This window comes from Arthrobacter sp. ISL-5 (genome assembly GCF_018613835.1).
Classification (GTDB): domain Bacteria; phylum Actinomycetota; class Actinomycetes; order Actinomycetales; family Micrococcaceae; genus Arthrobacter.
Map to the genome: position 1 here is coordinate 161701 of NZ_JAGGPM010000046.1, position 15240 is coordinate 176940.

The 15240-nt window shown below is 67.4% G+C and carries 12 protein-coding genes and 2 pseudogenes; 13 read left to right on the forward strand and 1 reads right to left on the reverse strand.

Going from position 1 to position 15240, the window contains the following annotated elements:
* The first annotated feature begins 42 nt into the window (after window positions 1–42).
* The 10 genes and pseudogenes from acnA (at window position 43) to J7I89_RS23030 (ending at window position 11423) form a co-directional block, all read left to right on the forward strand.
* Window positions 43–2853 (forward strand): aconitate hydratase AcnA, encoded by a 2811-nt coding sequence (gene acnA, locus J7I89_RS22985; protein ID WP_214975361.1) that lies wholly within the window; start codon window positions 43–45, stop codon window positions 2851–2853.
* 141 nt (window positions 2854–2994) lie between these two features.
* Entirely contained in the window at window positions 2995–4968 is a 1974-nt protein-coding gene (gene dxs / locus J7I89_RS22990) for a 1-deoxy-D-xylulose-5-phosphate synthase (protein ID WP_214975363.1), read from the forward strand.
* A gap of 26 nt (window positions 4969–4994) precedes the next feature.
* A pseudogene (locus J7I89_RS22995) lies at window positions 4995–5270 on the forward strand (DUF402 domain-containing protein); the annotation flags it as partial.
* A complete protein-coding gene (locus tag J7I89_RS23000) occupies window positions 5267–5827 on the forward strand; it encodes a hypothetical protein (RefSeq protein ID WP_214975367.1) in 561 nt (186 codons plus the stop codon). The pseudogene J7I89_RS22995 and the gene J7I89_RS23000, both read left to right, overlap by 4 nt.
* A 33-nt stretch (window positions 5828–5860) precedes the next feature.
* Window positions 5861–6079 (forward strand): hypothetical protein, encoded by a 219-nt coding sequence (locus tag J7I89_RS23005; RefSeq protein WP_056626014.1) that lies wholly within the window; start codon window positions 5861–5863, stop codon window positions 6077–6079.
* A 58-nt stretch (window positions 6080–6137) separates the two neighbouring features.
* On the forward strand, window positions 6138–7115 hold the full coding sequence (locus J7I89_RS23010; RefSeq protein WP_214975369.1) for an aldo/keto reductase: 978 nt from the start codon (window positions 6138–6140) through the stop codon (window positions 7113–7115).
* Entirely contained in the window at window positions 7115–8152 is a 1038-nt protein-coding gene (locus J7I89_RS23015) for a nucleoside hydrolase (RefSeq protein WP_214975371.1), read from the forward strand. The genes J7I89_RS23010 and J7I89_RS23015 overlap by 1 nt, the downstream gene beginning before the upstream one ends.
* A gap of 165 nt (window positions 8153–8317) precedes the next feature.
* Window positions 8318–9139 carry an ECF transporter S component gene (locus J7I89_RS23020; protein WP_214975373.1) on the forward strand — a complete coding sequence of 274 codons (822 nt, stop codon included), beginning with the start codon at window positions 8318–8320 and terminating at the stop codon, window positions 9137–9139.
* Between the two features lie 2 nt (window positions 9140–9141).
* A complete protein-coding gene (locus tag J7I89_RS23025; RefSeq protein ID WP_214975375.1) occupies window positions 9142–9900 on the forward strand; it encodes an energy-coupling factor transporter transmembrane protein EcfT in 759 nt (252 codons plus the stop codon).
* On the forward strand, window positions 9897–11423 hold the full coding sequence (locus J7I89_RS23030) for an ABC transporter ATP-binding protein (protein WP_214975377.1): 1527 nt from the start codon (window positions 9897–9899) through the stop codon (window positions 11421–11423). Before J7I89_RS23025 ends, J7I89_RS23030 begins: the two co-directional genes overlap by 4 nt.
* On the opposite strand, the gene J7I89_RS23035 is transcribed toward J7I89_RS23030, so the two are convergent.
* The gene (locus J7I89_RS23035; protein WP_214975379.1) at window positions 11420–12415 is read right to left on the reverse strand and encodes a LacI family DNA-binding transcriptional regulator; all 996 of its coding nucleotides are present in this window, start codon (window positions 12413–12415) and stop codon (window positions 11420–11422) included. The two genes, J7I89_RS23030 and J7I89_RS23035, sit on opposite strands and share 4 nt — an antisense overlap.
* A 107-nt stretch (window positions 12416–12522) precedes the next feature.
* On the opposite strand from J7I89_RS23035, the gene J7I89_RS23040 reads away from it, so the two are divergent.
* The 3 genes and pseudogenes from J7I89_RS23040 to J7I89_RS23050 all read left to right on the forward strand — a co-directional run.
* Complete coding sequence (locus J7I89_RS23040) at window positions 12523–13644, forward strand: Gfo/Idh/MocA family oxidoreductase (protein ID WP_214975381.1); 1122 nt, start codon at window positions 12523–12525, stop codon at window positions 13642–13644.
* The gene (locus tag J7I89_RS23045) at window positions 13641–14432 is read left to right on the forward strand and encodes a TIM barrel protein (protein WP_214975382.1); all 792 of its coding nucleotides are present in this window, start codon (window positions 13641–13643) and stop codon (window positions 14430–14432) included. Before J7I89_RS23040 ends, J7I89_RS23045 begins: the two co-directional genes overlap by 4 nt.
* Before the next feature lie 208 nt (window positions 14433–14640).
* Window positions 14641–15240, forward strand: a pseudogene (locus J7I89_RS23050) (HNH endonuclease); the annotation flags it as partial.

A 15240-nucleotide genomic window follows, 5' to 3' on the forward strand; every position in this document is an offset into this window, starting at 1 on the left:
ACCGCGCGACAAAGATGAAACTGTTGCGAGAGGAGTCCTGCGATGAGCACTGTGGACAGCTTCGGTTCAAAAGGCAAACTTAATGTAGCCGGAACCGAATACGAAATTTTCCGGTTGAACTCCGTTGAAGGTTCAGAAAACCTTCCGTTCAGCCTCAAGGTATTGCTTGAAAACCTGTTGAGGACCGAGGACGGCGCGAACATCACTGCCGATCACGTCCGCGCCTTGGCAGGGTGGGATCCGAATGCCCAGCCCGACACTGAAATCCAGTTCACGCCCGCCCGCGTGATCATGCAGGACTTCACCGGCGTGCCCTGCGTGGTGGACCTTGCCACGATGCGCGAGGCGGTCAAGGAGCTTGGCGGCGATCCGAAGAGGGTGAACCCGCTGGCTCCGGCCGAGATGGTGATTGACCACTCGGTGCAGATCGATGCCTTCGGTAACTCCGGCGCACTGGAGCGCAATATGGAGATCGAATACCAGCGCAATGGTGAGCGCTACCAGTTCCTGCGCTGGGGCCAGACCGCGTTTGACGACTTCAAGGTCGTCCCGCCGGGAACCGGCATCGTGCACCAGGTCAACATCGAATACCTGGCCCGCACCGTCATGACCCGCGAAGTGGACGGCGTCGTCCGTGCCTACCCCGACACCTGCGTCGGCACCGACTCACACACCACCATGGTCAACGGCCTGGGTGTGCTGGGCTGGGGCGTTGGCGGCATTGAAGCCGAGGCCGCAATGCTGGGTCAGCCCGTTTCCATGCTGATCCCGCGCGTCGTGGGTTTCAAGCTGACCGGTTCCATCCCGGCCGGCGCCACCGCCACCGACGTCGTCCTCACCATCACCGAGCAGCTGCGCAAGCACGGCGTTGTGGGCAAGTTCGTGGAGTTCTACGGCGAAGGCGTGGCGGCAGTGCCGCTGGCCAACCGCGCCACCATCGGCAACATGAGCCCGGAGTTCGGCTCCACGGCCGCAATGTTCCCGATCGACGACGTCACACTCGAGTACCTCCGCCTCACCGGCCGTTCCGACGAGAACGTCGCCCTGGTTGAGTCCTATGCGAAGGAACAGGGCCTCTGGCACGATCCTTCCCGCGAGATCAAGTTCTCCGAGTACCTCGAACTGGACCTGTCCACGGTTGTTCCCTCCATCTCCGGCCCGAAGCGTCCCCAGGACCGCATCGAGCTCACGGATGCCAAGGAGCAGTTCCGCAAGGACATCCACAACTACGTGACCATCGAAGACGGCAGCGTGGACGAGTCCCTGGAAGAGTCCTTCCCGGCCTCCGATCCGCCCTCGTTCACCCACGCTGATTCCCACACCACGGAAACGGCCCGCGTTGAGTCTGCCGCCAACGGCGCCGAGGGACGTCCGTCCATCCCGGTGCACGTTGTCACCGAGGACGGCCGCGAGTTCGAGCTGGACCACGGAGCGGTGTCCATCGCCTCGATCACGTCCTGCACCAACACGTCCAACCCTTCCGTGATGCTCGCCGCAGCACTGCTGGCGCGCAACGCCGTGGACAAGGGCCTGACGTCCAAGCCGTGGGTAAAGACCTCCGTGGCTCCCGGCTCCAAAGTGGTCACCGACTACTACGAGAAGTCCGGCCTCACCCCGTACCTGGAGAAGCTCGGCTTCTACATCGTGGGCTACGGCTGCGCCACCTGCATCGGCAACTCCGGCCCGCTCGACGCCGAAATCTCCGAGGCCATCCAGGCCAACGACCTTTCCGTCACCGCAGTGCTGTCCGGCAACCGTAACTTCGAAGGCCGCATCAACCCGGACGTGAAGATGAACTACCTGGCTTCCCCGCCGCTGGTCATCGCCTACGCCCTGGCCGGAACCATGGACTTCGATTTCGACACCGACTCCCTTGGACAGGACGAAGCCGGCAACGAGGTCTACCTGAAGGACATCTGGCCGAACCCGGTCGAAGTTCAGCAGGTCATCGATTCCTCCATCGACAAAGAAATGTTCGCCCGCGGCTACGAGGGCGTCTTCGACGGCGACGACCGCTGGAAGGCCCTCGACACCCCGGCTGGCGACACTTTCGCCTGGGACGAGAAGTCCACGTATGTCCGGAAGCCCCCGTACTTCGAGGGCATGAAGGCCACGCCTGAGCCCGTGAAGGACATCTCCGGTGCCCGCGTGCTGCTCAAGCTCGGCGATTCCGTCACCACGGACCACATCTCCCCGGCTGGTTCCTTCAAGTCGGACACCCCGGCCGGCCAGTACCTGCTGGCCAACGGCGTGGAGCGCAAGGACTTCAACTCCTACGGCTCACGCCGTGGCAACCACGAGGTCATGATCCGCGGCACGTTCGCCAACATCCGCATCAAGAACCAGCTGCTGGACGGCGTGGAGGGCGGCTTCACCCGCGACTTCACCCAGGCGGACGGCCCGCAGGCTTATGTCTACGACGCCGCCCAGAACTACCAGGCAGCCGGCACCCCCCTGGTGGTCCTGGCAGGCAAGGAATACGGTTCCGGTTCGTCCCGCGACTGGGCAGCCAAGGGCACCGCGCTGCTGGGCGTCAAGGCTGTCATCGCCGAAAGCTATGAGCGCATCCACCGCTCGAACCTGATCGGCATGGGTGTCCTTCCGCTGCAGTTCCCGGCCGGCGAGTCCGCTGCCACGCTGGGGCTGACGGGCACGGAAACCTTCGCTGTTGAGGGCGTCACCGCCCTGAATGAAGGCACCACGCCGAAGACCCTCAAGGTCACGGCCACCGCCGAGGACGGCACCGCCAAGTCGTTCGATGCCGTGCTCCGCATCGACACCCCGGGCGAAGCCGACTACTACCGCAACGGCGGCATCCTGCAGTACGTTCTGCGCCAGATCTCCGCGAACTAGGCGGAGTCGCCGGCCTGTACCGGTAACGCATGCGAAGGCCTCGGCCGGTCACAGACCGGCCGGGGCCTTCGCGTTCCGGCGCGGCGGCCACGGCAGAGGCGTTAGAGTTAAAAGGCACGTCTACCACCGAAGGAGGGGCCGTTGGGAATCTTGGAGACCATCCGGAACCCGCAGAACCTGAGCAAGTTGTCCGCAGCGCAGCTCGAACAGTTGGCTACCGACATCCGGAAATTCCTGATCAGCAACGTCTCGCAGACCGGTGGACACCTCGGACCCAATCTCGGCGTCGTGGAACTCACCATGGCCGTGCACCGCATCTTTGACTCGCCCCGGGACAGCATCGTGTTTGACACCGGGCACCAGTCTTACGTCCACAAGCTCCTGACCGGCCGGCAGGACTTCGGCACCCTGCGCCAGCAGGGCGGCATGTCCGGCTATCCGGCGCGCGGCGAGTCTGAACACGACATCGTGGAGAGTTCGCATGCGTCCTCCTCGCTGTCCTGGGCGGACGGTATTTCACGGGCCCGGCAGCTGACCGGCGACGGCGACCGGTACGTCATTGCGGTGGTGGGCGACGGCGCCCTGACCGGCGGCATGGCCTGGGAGGCCATCAACAACATCGCGGCGGACAAGAAGCGCCGCGTGGTCATCGTCGTTAACGACAACGGCCGCTCGTATGCGCCCACGGTGGGCGGGTTCGCCGACTACCTTGCCTCGCTGCGCCCCACCATCGATTCCTTCCGCACCGCTCCGGCCTACGAGGGCACCCTGGACTGGTGGAAGCACAAGCTCCAGAACGGCGGCCCGCTGGGCCAGCTGACGTACCGCAGCCTGCATGCCATGAAAAAGGGCATCAAGGACTGGTGGGCACCCCAAGGCATGTTCGAGGACCTGGGCATGAAGTACATCGGGCCCGTGGACGGCCATAACCTGCACGCCATGGAGCACGCCCTCGCGCAGGCCAAGCAGTATGCCGGGCCGGTGATCGTCCATGCCATCACGGAAAAGGGCCACGGCTACGCCCCGGCCCGCGCCCACGAGGCCGACCAGTTCCACGCCGTCGGCATCATCGACCCGGAGACCGGCGAGCCCACCGAAGGCACCGGCGCCCAGTCCTGGACCTCGGTCTTTGCCAATGAAATTGCGGACATCGCGGACGAACGTCCGGACATTGTCGGCATCACCGGCGCCATGCTGATCCCGGTCGGGCTGCACAAGTTCGCCGCGCGCCACCCTGAGCGCGTTATCGACGTCGGAATCGCCGAACAGCATGCCCTCACGTCCGCGGCCGGCATGGCCTTCGGCGGACTGCACCCGGTGGTGGCTATCTACGCCACGTTCCTCAACCGCGCGTTCGACCAGCTGCTCATGGATGTGGCCCTGCACAAGGCCGGCGTGACGATCGTCCTGGACCGGGCCGGCGTCACCGGACCCGACGGCGCCAGCCACCACGGCATGTGGGACATGGCCATGGTCCAGATCGTTCCCGGTCTCCACCTCGCCGCACCCCGCGATGCCTCCCGCCTCCGCGAGGAGCTCCGGGAAGCCGTCGCGATTGAGGACGCTCCCAGCGTGGTCAGGTTCTCCAAGGGCAGCGTCGGCGCCGAAGTCGAGGCCCTTGAAAGGCTGAACGACGGCGTCGATGTCCTCGCCCGCCGCCCCGCCGGATCCACCGAGAACGATGTCCTGATCGTGAGCGTGGGCGCCATGTCCGAGCTCGCTTTGGATGTTTCCAACCGGCTCGGCGCACAGGGGATCAGTTCCACCGTGGTGGATCCCAGGTGGGTTCTTCCCGTACGCCGGTCCATTGTGGCCCTCGCGTCCCACCACCGCCTCGTGGTCTGCATCGAAGACGGCGTGCGGGCCGGCGGGGTCGGCTCGCGGATCCGCCAGGAGATGCGCGCCGCCGGCGTGGACACCGCCCTGAACGAGGTTGGCCTCCCTGTCGATTTCCTGGACCACGGCACCCGCGGGCAGGTCCTGGAACGCGTGGGCCTCACTGCCCGGAAGATCACGCACGACGTCGTGGCGCAGGTTCTCGGGACGAAGGTGCCTTTCGCACGCCCCCTGCCGGGGCAGGAACATCCCAGCACGGGCAGCCTGCCGATTCTGTGAGGATTCCGCACGGACTGAAGCAGAGCGACCTGGCAACAGCCCATGAATGGAAGACCCTCAAGCCCGGCGTGGCGGAATTCCACGTGATTGACATGGACCTCGATGTGATCCGCTCGGCGGATCGCGGCGTATTCGTCGATGACGAGGACGAATTCGCAGGACACAGGATTGAGATGGCTTATCCCGAACAGCTTGTTGACCGGATCCGGTCGGCATCCGATGAGCTCTACCAGGCCGTAAAGGCACAACAGCCACCATTCGACGGCACAGACCATGAATGGTTTAGGAAAGGACGGGCATGAGCGGAATTATCCGGGTCTACAAGCGTGATGAAGAAGGGGCTCTCCAGTTCAGGGAAGCCTGGTTCGACGAGGACTACAGCCAGTTCATCATGAACCACGGGGCCGTGGGGCACCAGAGCAAGACCGAGGAGACGGACGTTCCGGATGCCGAGGCCGCCGAGAGGCTGATGGACGCATTCGCGGTGCAGTGCGCCGAAGACGGCTACGCCGAGATTCCGGAGGAAGAGCAGTTCTGGCTAGTGGCGCAGTACGCGCTGAAGACCAAGGAAGGCACCAGCCGTGACCGGTACCTTGAGGAAAAGGCCAAGGACGCACTTATCAGCCACTTGGCATGGCGCGGCCTGGGCGTTGTGGACCGCTCGGAATTCAGCGACTCCAAGCTCAACATTTTCTGCCTGTGCCCGGACGTGAACAAGGCCGTGAACGCCATCAAGGTTTGCATCCGGGGCGAGGACCTGGACTTCACCAAGCTCAGCATCGGCGCGGCTCCGTTCAGCGACCCGACTGCGTTGAAACTCAAGCACTCACCCAAGCAGGCCGCCAGCTTCAGCCTCTAAGAGCAGTTCCCAGCAGATGGAAGGCAGGACGTCATGACACCGAAGTCAGTCCAACCAGGCCGAACACCGCTTCCGCGGGGCATAGCCTCGCCAGCCCGCCGGCTTCTCGCCCATTCCGGCGTGGAGACGCTGGAACAGGTGGCGCAGCTGGGGCTGCGCCAGCTGGCGGCGCTCCCTGGCATGTGCGCGAAGACCTTGGCGCAGCTTCAGGACGCCTTGGACGAGCACGGACTGGAATTCCAATCCGCCTGAGTTGCACCGGCTAACAGGGCTGCCAGGGCGGCCGCCGGCGCCGTTATAGGGTGTTTCCATGACTGAATACCGCCGTCTTGGAAAATCCGGATTGACTGTCTCCGTCGTCGGGCTCGGCTGCAACAACCTGGGCCGGGCCAATACGGCGACGGAGTCGCAGGAGGGGACAGACGCCGTCGTTCACGCCGCCCTTGAAGCCGGCGTGACGCTGTTCGACGTCGCCGATACCTACGGCCGCGAGCCGGGACTGAGCGAGACCATGCTCGGCAAGGCGCTGGGCGGCAGGCGCGAGGAAGCCGTCGTGGCCACCAAGTTCGGCATGGACATGCATGGTGCCAACGGCAGGGACTTTGGTGCCCGCGGCTCTCGGTGCTACATCATCCGCGCCGCGGAGGCTTCCCTGCGCCGGCTCGGCACGGACTGGATCGACCTCTACCAGTTCCACACCCCGGACCCCCTGACCCCCATCGAAGAGACCCTCGACGCCCTCGACGAGCTGGTCACGAGCGGCAAGGTGCGGTACATCGGCCACTCGAACCGGGCCGGCTGGCAGATCGCCGAGGCCGAATTCGTGGCGCGCGCCAGGGGCGGCTCGCGCTTCATCTCCTCGCAAAACCACTACAACCTGCTGGACCGCCGCGCCGAACTGGAGGTCACCCCCGCGGCCGAGGCCTACGGAATCGGCGTACTGCCCTACTTCCCGCTGGCCAACGGACTCCTGACCGGTAAGTATGCGCCGGACCTGGCCCCTTCCGGCTCGCGGCTCAGCCACACCCGTACCTATCTGGTCCGGGAGGCCGACTGGCAGCAGCTGGAACAGTTCCATGCCTTCGCGGCTGCCAGAGACCTCACCGAAGTGCAGGTCGCATTCTCCTGGCTGGCCGCCCAGCCGTCGGTCAGCAGCGTCATCGCCGGCGCCACGCGGCCCGAGCAGGTCCGCGAGAACGCCGAGGCCGTCGCCTGGGTGCCGGACAAGGCCGAATTGGACGAGCTGGACGCCATCTTCCCGCAGACGCCCAAGGTGGCCCTGTTCTGATGCAGTCCGTCCTGATGGACGTCGACACCGGGATTGACGACGCCCTCGCCCTGGTCTACCTGCTCTCCAGGCCGGAGGTCACGATCCAGGCCATTACGTGCACGGCCGGCAACGTGGGTGCCCGGCAGGTGGCCCTGAACAACCTGGCCCTTTTGGAACTCTGCGGCCGCGCCGGCGTGGAAGTGGCAGTCGGCGCCGAGGTGCCGCTGGAAATCCCCCTGGTGACCACCGAGGAGACCCACGGCCCCCAGGGGATCGGCTACGCGGAGCTGCCCAGGCCCGCAGGTGAGATATCTCCCCGGCATGCCGTGGACGTGTGGGTGGAGACGGTCCGGGCGCACCCGGGGGAGATCACCGGGCTGATCACCGGCCCGCTGACCAACTTCGCACTCGCACTGCGCCGCGAGCCTGACCTCCCCAGGCTGCTGAAGGGCCTGGTCATCATGGGCGGATGCTTCAACTACCAGGGCAACACCACGCCCACGGCGGAATGGAACGTCTCGGTGGACCCGCACGCGGCGCAGGAGGTCTTCGCCGCCTACAGCGGCCTTCCGCAGGACAGCCTGCCGGTGGTGTGCGCCCTGGAAACCACCGAGCGGATCGAGATGCGGCCGGAGCACCTGCAGCGGCTGGCCGAAGCGGCCGGCGCAGGTGAACCGGAGCTCGTGCTGCCGGAGCAGCCGGAAGGGCAGCGCAGCCGGTCGCGGAATCTGCTCGTGGCCTGCCTGTCGGACGCCATCCGCTTCTACATGGAGTTCCACCGGCTGTATGACCAGGGATTTGTCGCGCACATGCATGACGCCTTCGCTGCCGCCGTCGCAGTCGGCCGCACGCCGTTCCAGACGCGGCCCGCGACCGTTCATGTGGAAACCGGGTCGCCCCGGCTCATCGGCACCACGGTCGCGGACTTCCGCGGCATCTGGAAGGAGCCGGCCAACGCACGGATCGTCGTCTCCAACGATCCAGGGCAGTGCTTCGACGAGCTGATCGCGTCCGTAGGCGCGCTGGCGCGCTCCCTGCCACTGAGGAGCAGCTAGGACACTGAGGAGCAGCTAGGACTCTGCGCAGCAGGCCGTGGCAGGCGTGCCCGGCGGTCGGTAGGATGGTAGCCGCGCCAAGGTGACATAGGCGCCGCACTTTTGCGTACGCGGAACTTCACGCCACGGGTGCGGGACCCGCCGTCATCAGCCTAAGGAACCACCATGTCACAGCCGTCCCTTACCCTCCCCACCCCCGGTCAGCGGGCGGGCCGGAACCGCCGGCTGCTCGAGATCCTGGGCGCCGCCGCGATCGCGGGCACGTTCATCTACCTGGTGCTCACCCAGCCGGCCGACATCACCGGCGGCCTCGGCAGCGTCTCCGCCCTCGTCGCGCTGGGCGGGTTCCTGCTGGGCGCGGTCCTGCTGATTGTGGGCGTGCTTCCCACCCTTCCCACGTCCACGGTGGTGCTGATACCGGTCGCCCTGGTCCTGAACATCGTGCTCGGGCAGCTCATGGGCACCAGCGGCCTGCCGTTCTACCTCGATGCCATCGGCACGGTGCTGATCGCCGTCCTGGCGGGCCCCGCGGCGGGCGCTGCCACCGGCGCGTTGAGCAGCATCGTCTGGTCCTTCATCAACCCCACCGTCCTGCCGTTCGCAGCAGGCGCGGCGCTCATCGGCTTCCTCGCCGGCACCGCCGCCCGCTACGGCCTGTTCCGGCGTTTCTACCTCGCCCCCGTTGCCGGATTTGTCACCGGGATAGTCGCCGGCGTCGTCTCGGCGCCCATCGCTGCCTTCGTGTTCGGCGGAACCTCCGGCGCCGGAACCGGGGCGATCGTCAGTGCCTTCCGCGCCATGGGCGACACCCTGCTGGCCGCCATCACCAAGCAGGCCCTGATTTCTGACCCCATGGACAAGGCCATCGTCTTCACCATCGCGGCGTTGCTGGTCTACGCACTTCCCCGGCGCACCACGTTCCAGTTCCCGTTCGTCCGCCGCTACAACGTCCTCGCAGGCAAGGAGCCGGCCAAGCGGAACGCCTGACCGTGGCGCCCCGCCTCAACCCGCTCACCACCCTGACGGCGGCCGCTGCCGTGCTGGTGATTACGACGGCGGCGTCCAGCTGGGCGGTTTCCCTCACCGTGGCGGGCGGAGCCGCGCTGCTGGCCGGCGTCACCGGCACCGCGCGCCGCGTGCTCCTCGCCGCCGGCGTCATCCTGGCGCCGTTCTGGCTGTCGCTCCTCTTGATGCACGGACTCTTCTTCCCCGAGGGCCGCACCGTGCTCGCCAGCTGGGGGCCGGCACGGATCACCGCGGAGGGACTGGGATTCGCTGTGGACATGGGGCTGCGGACGTCTGCGTTCGTCCTGGTCCTGCTGCTGTTTTCGTTCAGCGTCCGGGTGCCTGAACTGGTCGCCGCCCTGGCCGTCCTTCGCCTTCCGCCGCAGTTCGGTTACGTGCTGGCGTCCACGCTGATGCTCGCCCCCATCATCGCCGCGCGGCTGGAAAAGGTCCGCCAGGCGCAGGAATCGCGGGGCCTGGTGGTGGGGAAGGGAATCGGAAACCGCCTGGGGGCGGCGCGGCTGCAGATGGTGCCGCTGGTGCTGGGGCTGGTCCACGATGCCGGCATCCGGGCGCAGGCCCTGGACGCGAGGGGGTTCAGGCGCACCGGCCCCAGGACCACGTACACGCAAGTCCGTGATTCGCGGGCCCAGCGGGGCTTCCGGATTCTTGCGGTCCTGCTCGCCGTGGCTGCCGTGGCGGTGCGGATTGCCGCTTCCCTGCCCGGGGGCGGCCAGGCATGAACAGTCACAAACCAGACGCGGTCACACTCCGGGCGGCCATAGAATCCTTCGCGTTCCACGGAGACTCCCGTCCGGCGCTGCAGGGAGTGGACATCGTGGCCGCCCCGGGCACGCTGACGGCGGTGCTGGGCGGTTCCGGCAGCGGAAAATCCACCCTTGGGCGGCTGCTCGGGGGCTGGCTGGCCGGCGGCCGCGACGGGACCCTGAAGGGACGCCTGCAGCTGGAACCCGGCGGACAGCAGGAGGCCTGGCAGCCGCTGGTCTTCGCCGGAGCGGACACTGACCCGCAGATCGACCCCGCCGCCTGGGCCGAGCAGGTGGGGTACGTGCCGCAGGACCCTGCCGCCATGCTCTCGGCGGTCCGCGCCACCGTGGAAGAGGAACTTGCCTTCGGACTGGAAAACCGCGGGACGGAGCGCGCAGAGATGGTGCGGATCGTTGCCGAGGCAGCCCGCAGGACCGGGCTCGCCGGTCTCCTCGAACGCGACCCCGCAACGCTGTCCGGGGGAGAACTGCGGCGACTGGCTGTGGGCTGTGCCATTGTGGCGGATCCTGCCGTCCTGGTCCTCGATGAGCCGCTGGCGTCCCTCGACGTGGACGGAACCCGGACCGTCACGGAGCTGGTGACCGCCGAGCTGGCCCGGGGGACCGCCGTCGTGCTGCTGAGCCAGAGCACGGACGCATTGGCGCGTTCGGCGGAACACTGGCTCGTGCTGGATGGCGGGGCCGCGACGGCGGCCGGACCGCCGGACCGGCTCCTTGCCGGCGAAGAGCTGGCCAGTTCCGGGGTTGTTGTCAGCGAGCCATCCGGACCGCACCCAGTTCAGGCGCAGCCCCGGCCATGCCCGGCACCCGGAGATGTGCCGGCGCTGAAACTGGAAGGGGTGTCCTTCGGGTTCGACACGAAAAACCCCGGCCGTCCACTCCTGCTCGAGAACGTGGACCTTGACGTGTGGCCCGGGGAGATCGTGGCCGTGACCGGTCCGAATGGTGCGGGCAAATCGACGCTGCTGCGGCTGTTCAACGGGCTGCTCAAACCGTTGCGCGGCGAGGTCCGCATAGGCGGCGAGGCCATTGCCGGGGTTCCCACGGGCATCATCGCCCGGCGGCTCGGGCTGCTGTTCCAGCACCCCCACGACCAACTGTTCGAACGGACCGTGCTTCGCGAAGTGCTGTTCGGCCTGGATCGCGTGTTCGGTGACGAAGCGCCCGGCCGGGCGGCTGATGCGCTGGCGGCGGTGGGACTGGGCGCGGCCGGCAGTGCCCACCCGCACGAGCTGTCCGGCTCGGGCCAGCGGCTGCTGGCACTGGCGACGGTCCTGGCGCGGGAACCGGAGGTGCTTGCGCTGGACGAGCCAACGGTCGCGCTGGATGCCCACGGCCTGAAGCGGCTGTCGGCCACCATGACAGCGGCGGCCGGCCGCGGCGCCGCCGTCGTCCTTGTGACGCATGACCTCGCCTTCGCCCGGGCGCACGCCCACCGGCTGGTGGAGTTGAGGGACGGTGTCCTCGCCGGTCGCTAACTGGGTCGGGGAGCTGCCGTGGTTTTGCGGACCACCAGGTGCGGTGTCCTGACGACGTGGGCGGGGGTTTGCGTGCCTTCTATCCGGTCAACGGCACGGTCAACGGCTGCGGCAGCGAGCAACGGCGCGTCCTGGCTGACGGACGACAACTGCAGATAGCTGAGCCGGGCGAACTGGCTGTCGTCATAGCCCAGCACGGACACATCGTCAGGCACTTTCAGCCCGCCCGCCCGGAGGCTTTCGATCACGCCCAGGGCGCACCTGTCATTGAACGCGATGACGGCTGAAGGGAGGTCCGCGCGCAGGGACCGGGCGGCGCTCATCCCGTCTTCTTCGGTGGGTCCGCCGGGGATGATCCTGGCCGCGAGCCCGTGTCGATCCATTTCGGCGCGGAACGCCGCCCTGCGCGGGTCGGCGGAAACGGCCGTGCCGCCATCGACATGAACGATCCTGCGGTGACCAAGACCGGTAAGGTGGTCCACCGCCATGCGGATGCCGGCGTGGTCGTCGCTGCTGACCGAGTCCACCGCTGCGCCGACGTCGTTGCGCAGGAGGCTTACGACTGGCACTTGGCCCGCATACCCTGCCAGTTCCTCGTGACTGAGCGTCGGCGAAATCATGATGAGCGCTGCGGAACCGAAATCGAGCAGCGATTCGATGGCCCGTGTCTCCGGGCGGCCGCTGGCGACCGCACTCAACGCCAGTTCGTACCCCCGCGATGTGGCCGCTGCGTAGGCGGCATCCACAATCTCGGCGTGAAAGGCGTGCGCGCTGAAGAAACTCAGGCCAAGAAGCCTGGTGCGGCTGCTGCGGAGCAGGCGGGCGCGGCTGTCGGGCCTGTAGCCGAGCTCCCGCGCCGCCCCGAGGACCTTCTGCCGGGTGGATTCCGCGGCACCGGGCGCGCCGCGCATCACGATGGAAACCAGGGCCCGTGAGACGCCGGCCGCATGGGCCACGTCCATCAGGGTGGGGCGGCGCTGCTGTTCCGTCATGTTCCTCCTCGTCCGCTCCAGTCTATAGAACGATCTAGACATGCCGTGAATCACATGTCAACATGGTGGGACTAGAACGATCTAGAAACCCGAACCCAGGAGTATTCATGAGTTACCTTCAGCACCCGGTCAGCGAAGACCGGCCCGTCCGCGTCGCCCTGATCGGCGCAGGCTGGATCGGAAGTTTCCACGCTGAGTCCGTTGCGCACCGCATTCCCAACGCCCGCCTCGACGCGATTGCGGATCCCGCCCTTCCCGCCGTCGAAGCCCTCGCCAGCAGGCTGCGGGTCGGGAAGATCAGTGCCGACCCGGCCGACGTGATCAGCGATCCGGAGATCGACGCCGTCCTCATCGCCGCCCCGGCACGGTTCCACTCCGGCCTGATTGCGGCCGCAGCGCGGGCCGGGAAGGATGTGTTCTGCGAAAAGCCCGGCGGACGCACCATTGAGGAGCTCGATGAAGCCCTGGAGGCAGCCGAGTCGGCCGGGATCACCGTTCAGTTCGGGTTCAACCGCCGCTACGCCGCGGATTTCGCCGCGGCGCGCAGGCTCATCGACGGCGGCAGCGTGGGAGTCCCGCAGCTGCTCCGGTCCCTGACGCGGGATCCCGGCACTGTGGCAGGAATCGCTAATCCGGACCGTATTCCGCCGGGCACGATCTTCCTGGAAACGCTGATCCACGACTTTGACACCCTCAACTGGCTGAACCCCGGTGCCGTTCCGGTCCGCGTCCACGCGATCGCTGACGCCCTCGTTGCCCCGGATGCCAAGGACGGCGGCCTCCTGGACACGGCAGTTGTGACCGTGACCTACAGCAACGGCGCCATCGCGGTGGCGGAGGCGAACTTCAACGCCCTCTACGGCTATGACGTGCGCGGCGAAGTGTTCGGTTCCGCCGGCATGGTCACGGCGGGCGGACCGCAGGCCACCAGTGCGACGAGCTACACCGCGGCCGGCATCGGGGCCGACACAGTGCGGCTGAATGTGGATCTCTTCCATGACGCCTACACAGCGGAGTTGGCCCACTTCGTCGACGCCGTGAAAGCACGTCGCGCCGGCGTGCCAGGCCCGGCCACACCGGGCCCGGGCGGGACCGACGCCCGCAATGCCCTGGCCGTTGCCCTTGCGGCCCTGCGTTCAGCTGAAACCGGGCTGCCGGTCGATGTTGCCTCGGTCGCCGAACTGCGGGCCGCCGAGCCCGAGTTCCACCCGGTGGGGGACGGCGCATGAGCTTCCGCCTGGCCGTCTGTGCGGAAATGGTCTACGGAGAGCTGCCCCTGATCGAACGCGTGCGGCAGATTCACGGGCAGGGTTTCGAGGTGGAGCTCTGGGATACCCGGGGCCGGGACATCACATACCTGGCCGCCACCGGGGCCCGCTTCTCTTCCATGAGCGGCTACTTCGGAGGCAGCCTCATCGATCCGGCCGGCGCCGACGAAGTGCTGGCCTCGGCGGAGAAGCTCATTCCCACGGCGCTGGAACTTGGTGTGGAACGGATGGTGGTGCACCCGGCCGAACTCGGCGAGGGCGGCGTCGCCGTCAGGCCGGTTCACCGTTCCACCGGCCAGATGTGGCTGACCGGCCTGCGTACCCTGGAACGGCTGGCCGTCCTGGGGGAGAAGCACGGGGTGACGTTTGCCCTGGAGAACCTGAACACGATCGTTGACCATCCGGGCATACCACTGGCCCGGGCCAAGGACACCATGGCCCTGGTGTCGGCCGTGGACCACCCGAACGTGAAGATGATGCTGGATCTGTACCACGCCCAGATAGGGGAGGGAAACCTGATCGAACTCGTGAGGGCCGCGCTGCCCTGGACCGGGGAGATCCAGGTCGCTGATGTCCCCGGTCGGTTCGAACCGGGGACCGGCGAGATCAACTACCGCGCTGTTGCAACGGCCCTCAAAGATGCCGGTTACTCCGGTGTCATCGGCCTGGAGGCGGCCGCTTCAGGCGGGCAGGGCCAGCCTGCCGGAGATGCAGCGCTCGCCGCCTTCCGGGCGGCTTTCGCGGACTGACCGGCCCGACGCCAGGTCCTGGACTCGCAGAAGCGCCGCCCCCGTGCCAGTTCCGCATCGGTGCGCGGGCGGACCACTGGCTCGGCCGAGTGCGCCGGCCTTCTGTTGGGGAGGAACTGGCTCGGTCAGCCTCCCGATATTTCCCCAGGATTCAGGGTTCCCAGCTCCCTGGGACGTTTTTGTCAGTGGTCGCTGGCAGACTTCAGGTATGGAAGGCATGGGGGAGCCGGGACAGGCTCGAGAAGCGGCGGCGGGAGCCGGCATGACGGTGCGGGACCTGATCGGGTCCCTGGCCGCCATTCGCCCCTGTAATGGTGACGGCGGCGGTGCCGGGATGATTGATCAGTTGCGGGACCTGGAGGATCTGAAGTCCGCCGCGGCCGCGCTGCAGGCCCGGATCGCCGTGGGGTTCGACGCCGACCAGCGCCGCGCCCAGGCCGCGGCCGGGGTCCCGGCGGATGAACGCGGCAAGGGCGTGGGGGCGCAGATCGCGCAGATCGCGCTGGCCCGGCGCGAATCCCCGGCCCGCGGGTCCCGGCTGCTGGGCCTGGCGAAGGCCCTCGTGACGGAAATGCCCCGCACCCTGGCCGCCCTGAACGCCGGGGAACTGAACGAATGGCGCGCCACGCTGCTGGTAAAGGAAACAGCCTGCCTGTCCGCGGCTGACCGGTCCGCCGTCGATGAACAGCTCGCCGCGGACACCGGGGCGCTCGCCGGCGCCGGCGACCGGACAATCATTGCCGCAGCCCGGGCCGCCGCCTACCGGCTGGATCCGCGCTCCGTCGCCAACCGTGCCCGGAACGCCGTG

Bases quoted from the DNA above. Each gene is read 5' to 3' on its own strand.
- acnA (WP_214975361.1), top strand. From the start codon at position 43: ATGAGCACTGTGGACAGCTTCGGTTCAAAAGGCAAACTTAATGTAGCC.
- J7I89_RS23000 (WP_214975367.1), top strand. From the start codon at position 5,267: ATGAGCGGAATTATCCGGGTCTACAAGCGTGATGAAGAAGGGGCTCTC.
- J7I89_RS23005 (WP_056626014.1), top strand. From the start codon at position 5,861: ATGACACCGAAGTCAGTCCAACCAGGCCGAACACCGCTTCCGCGGGGC.
- J7I89_RS23010 (WP_214975369.1), top strand. From the start codon at position 6,138: ATGACTGAATACCGCCGTCTTGGAAAATCCGGATTGACTGTCTCCGTC.
- J7I89_RS23015 (WP_214975371.1), top strand. From the start codon at position 7,115: ATGCAGTCCGTCCTGATGGACGTCGACACCGGGATTGACGACGCCCTC.
- J7I89_RS23020 (WP_214975373.1), top strand. From the start codon at position 8,318: ATGTCACAGCCGTCCCTTACCCTCCCCACCCCCGGTCAGCGGGCGGGC.
- J7I89_RS23030 (WP_214975377.1), top strand. From the start codon at position 9,897: ATGAACAGTCACAAACCAGACGCGGTCACACTCCGGGCGGCCATAGAA.
- J7I89_RS23035 (WP_214975379.1), bottom strand. From the start codon at position 12,415: ATGACGGAACAGCAGCGCCGCCCCACCCTGATGGACGTGGCCCATGCG.
- J7I89_RS23040 (WP_214975381.1), top strand. From the start codon at position 12,523: ATGAGTTACCTTCAGCACCCGGTCAGCGAAGACCGGCCCGTCCGCGTC.
- J7I89_RS23045 (WP_214975382.1), top strand. From the start codon at position 13,641: ATGAGCTTCCGCCTGGCCGTCTGTGCGGAAATGGTCTACGGAGAGCTG.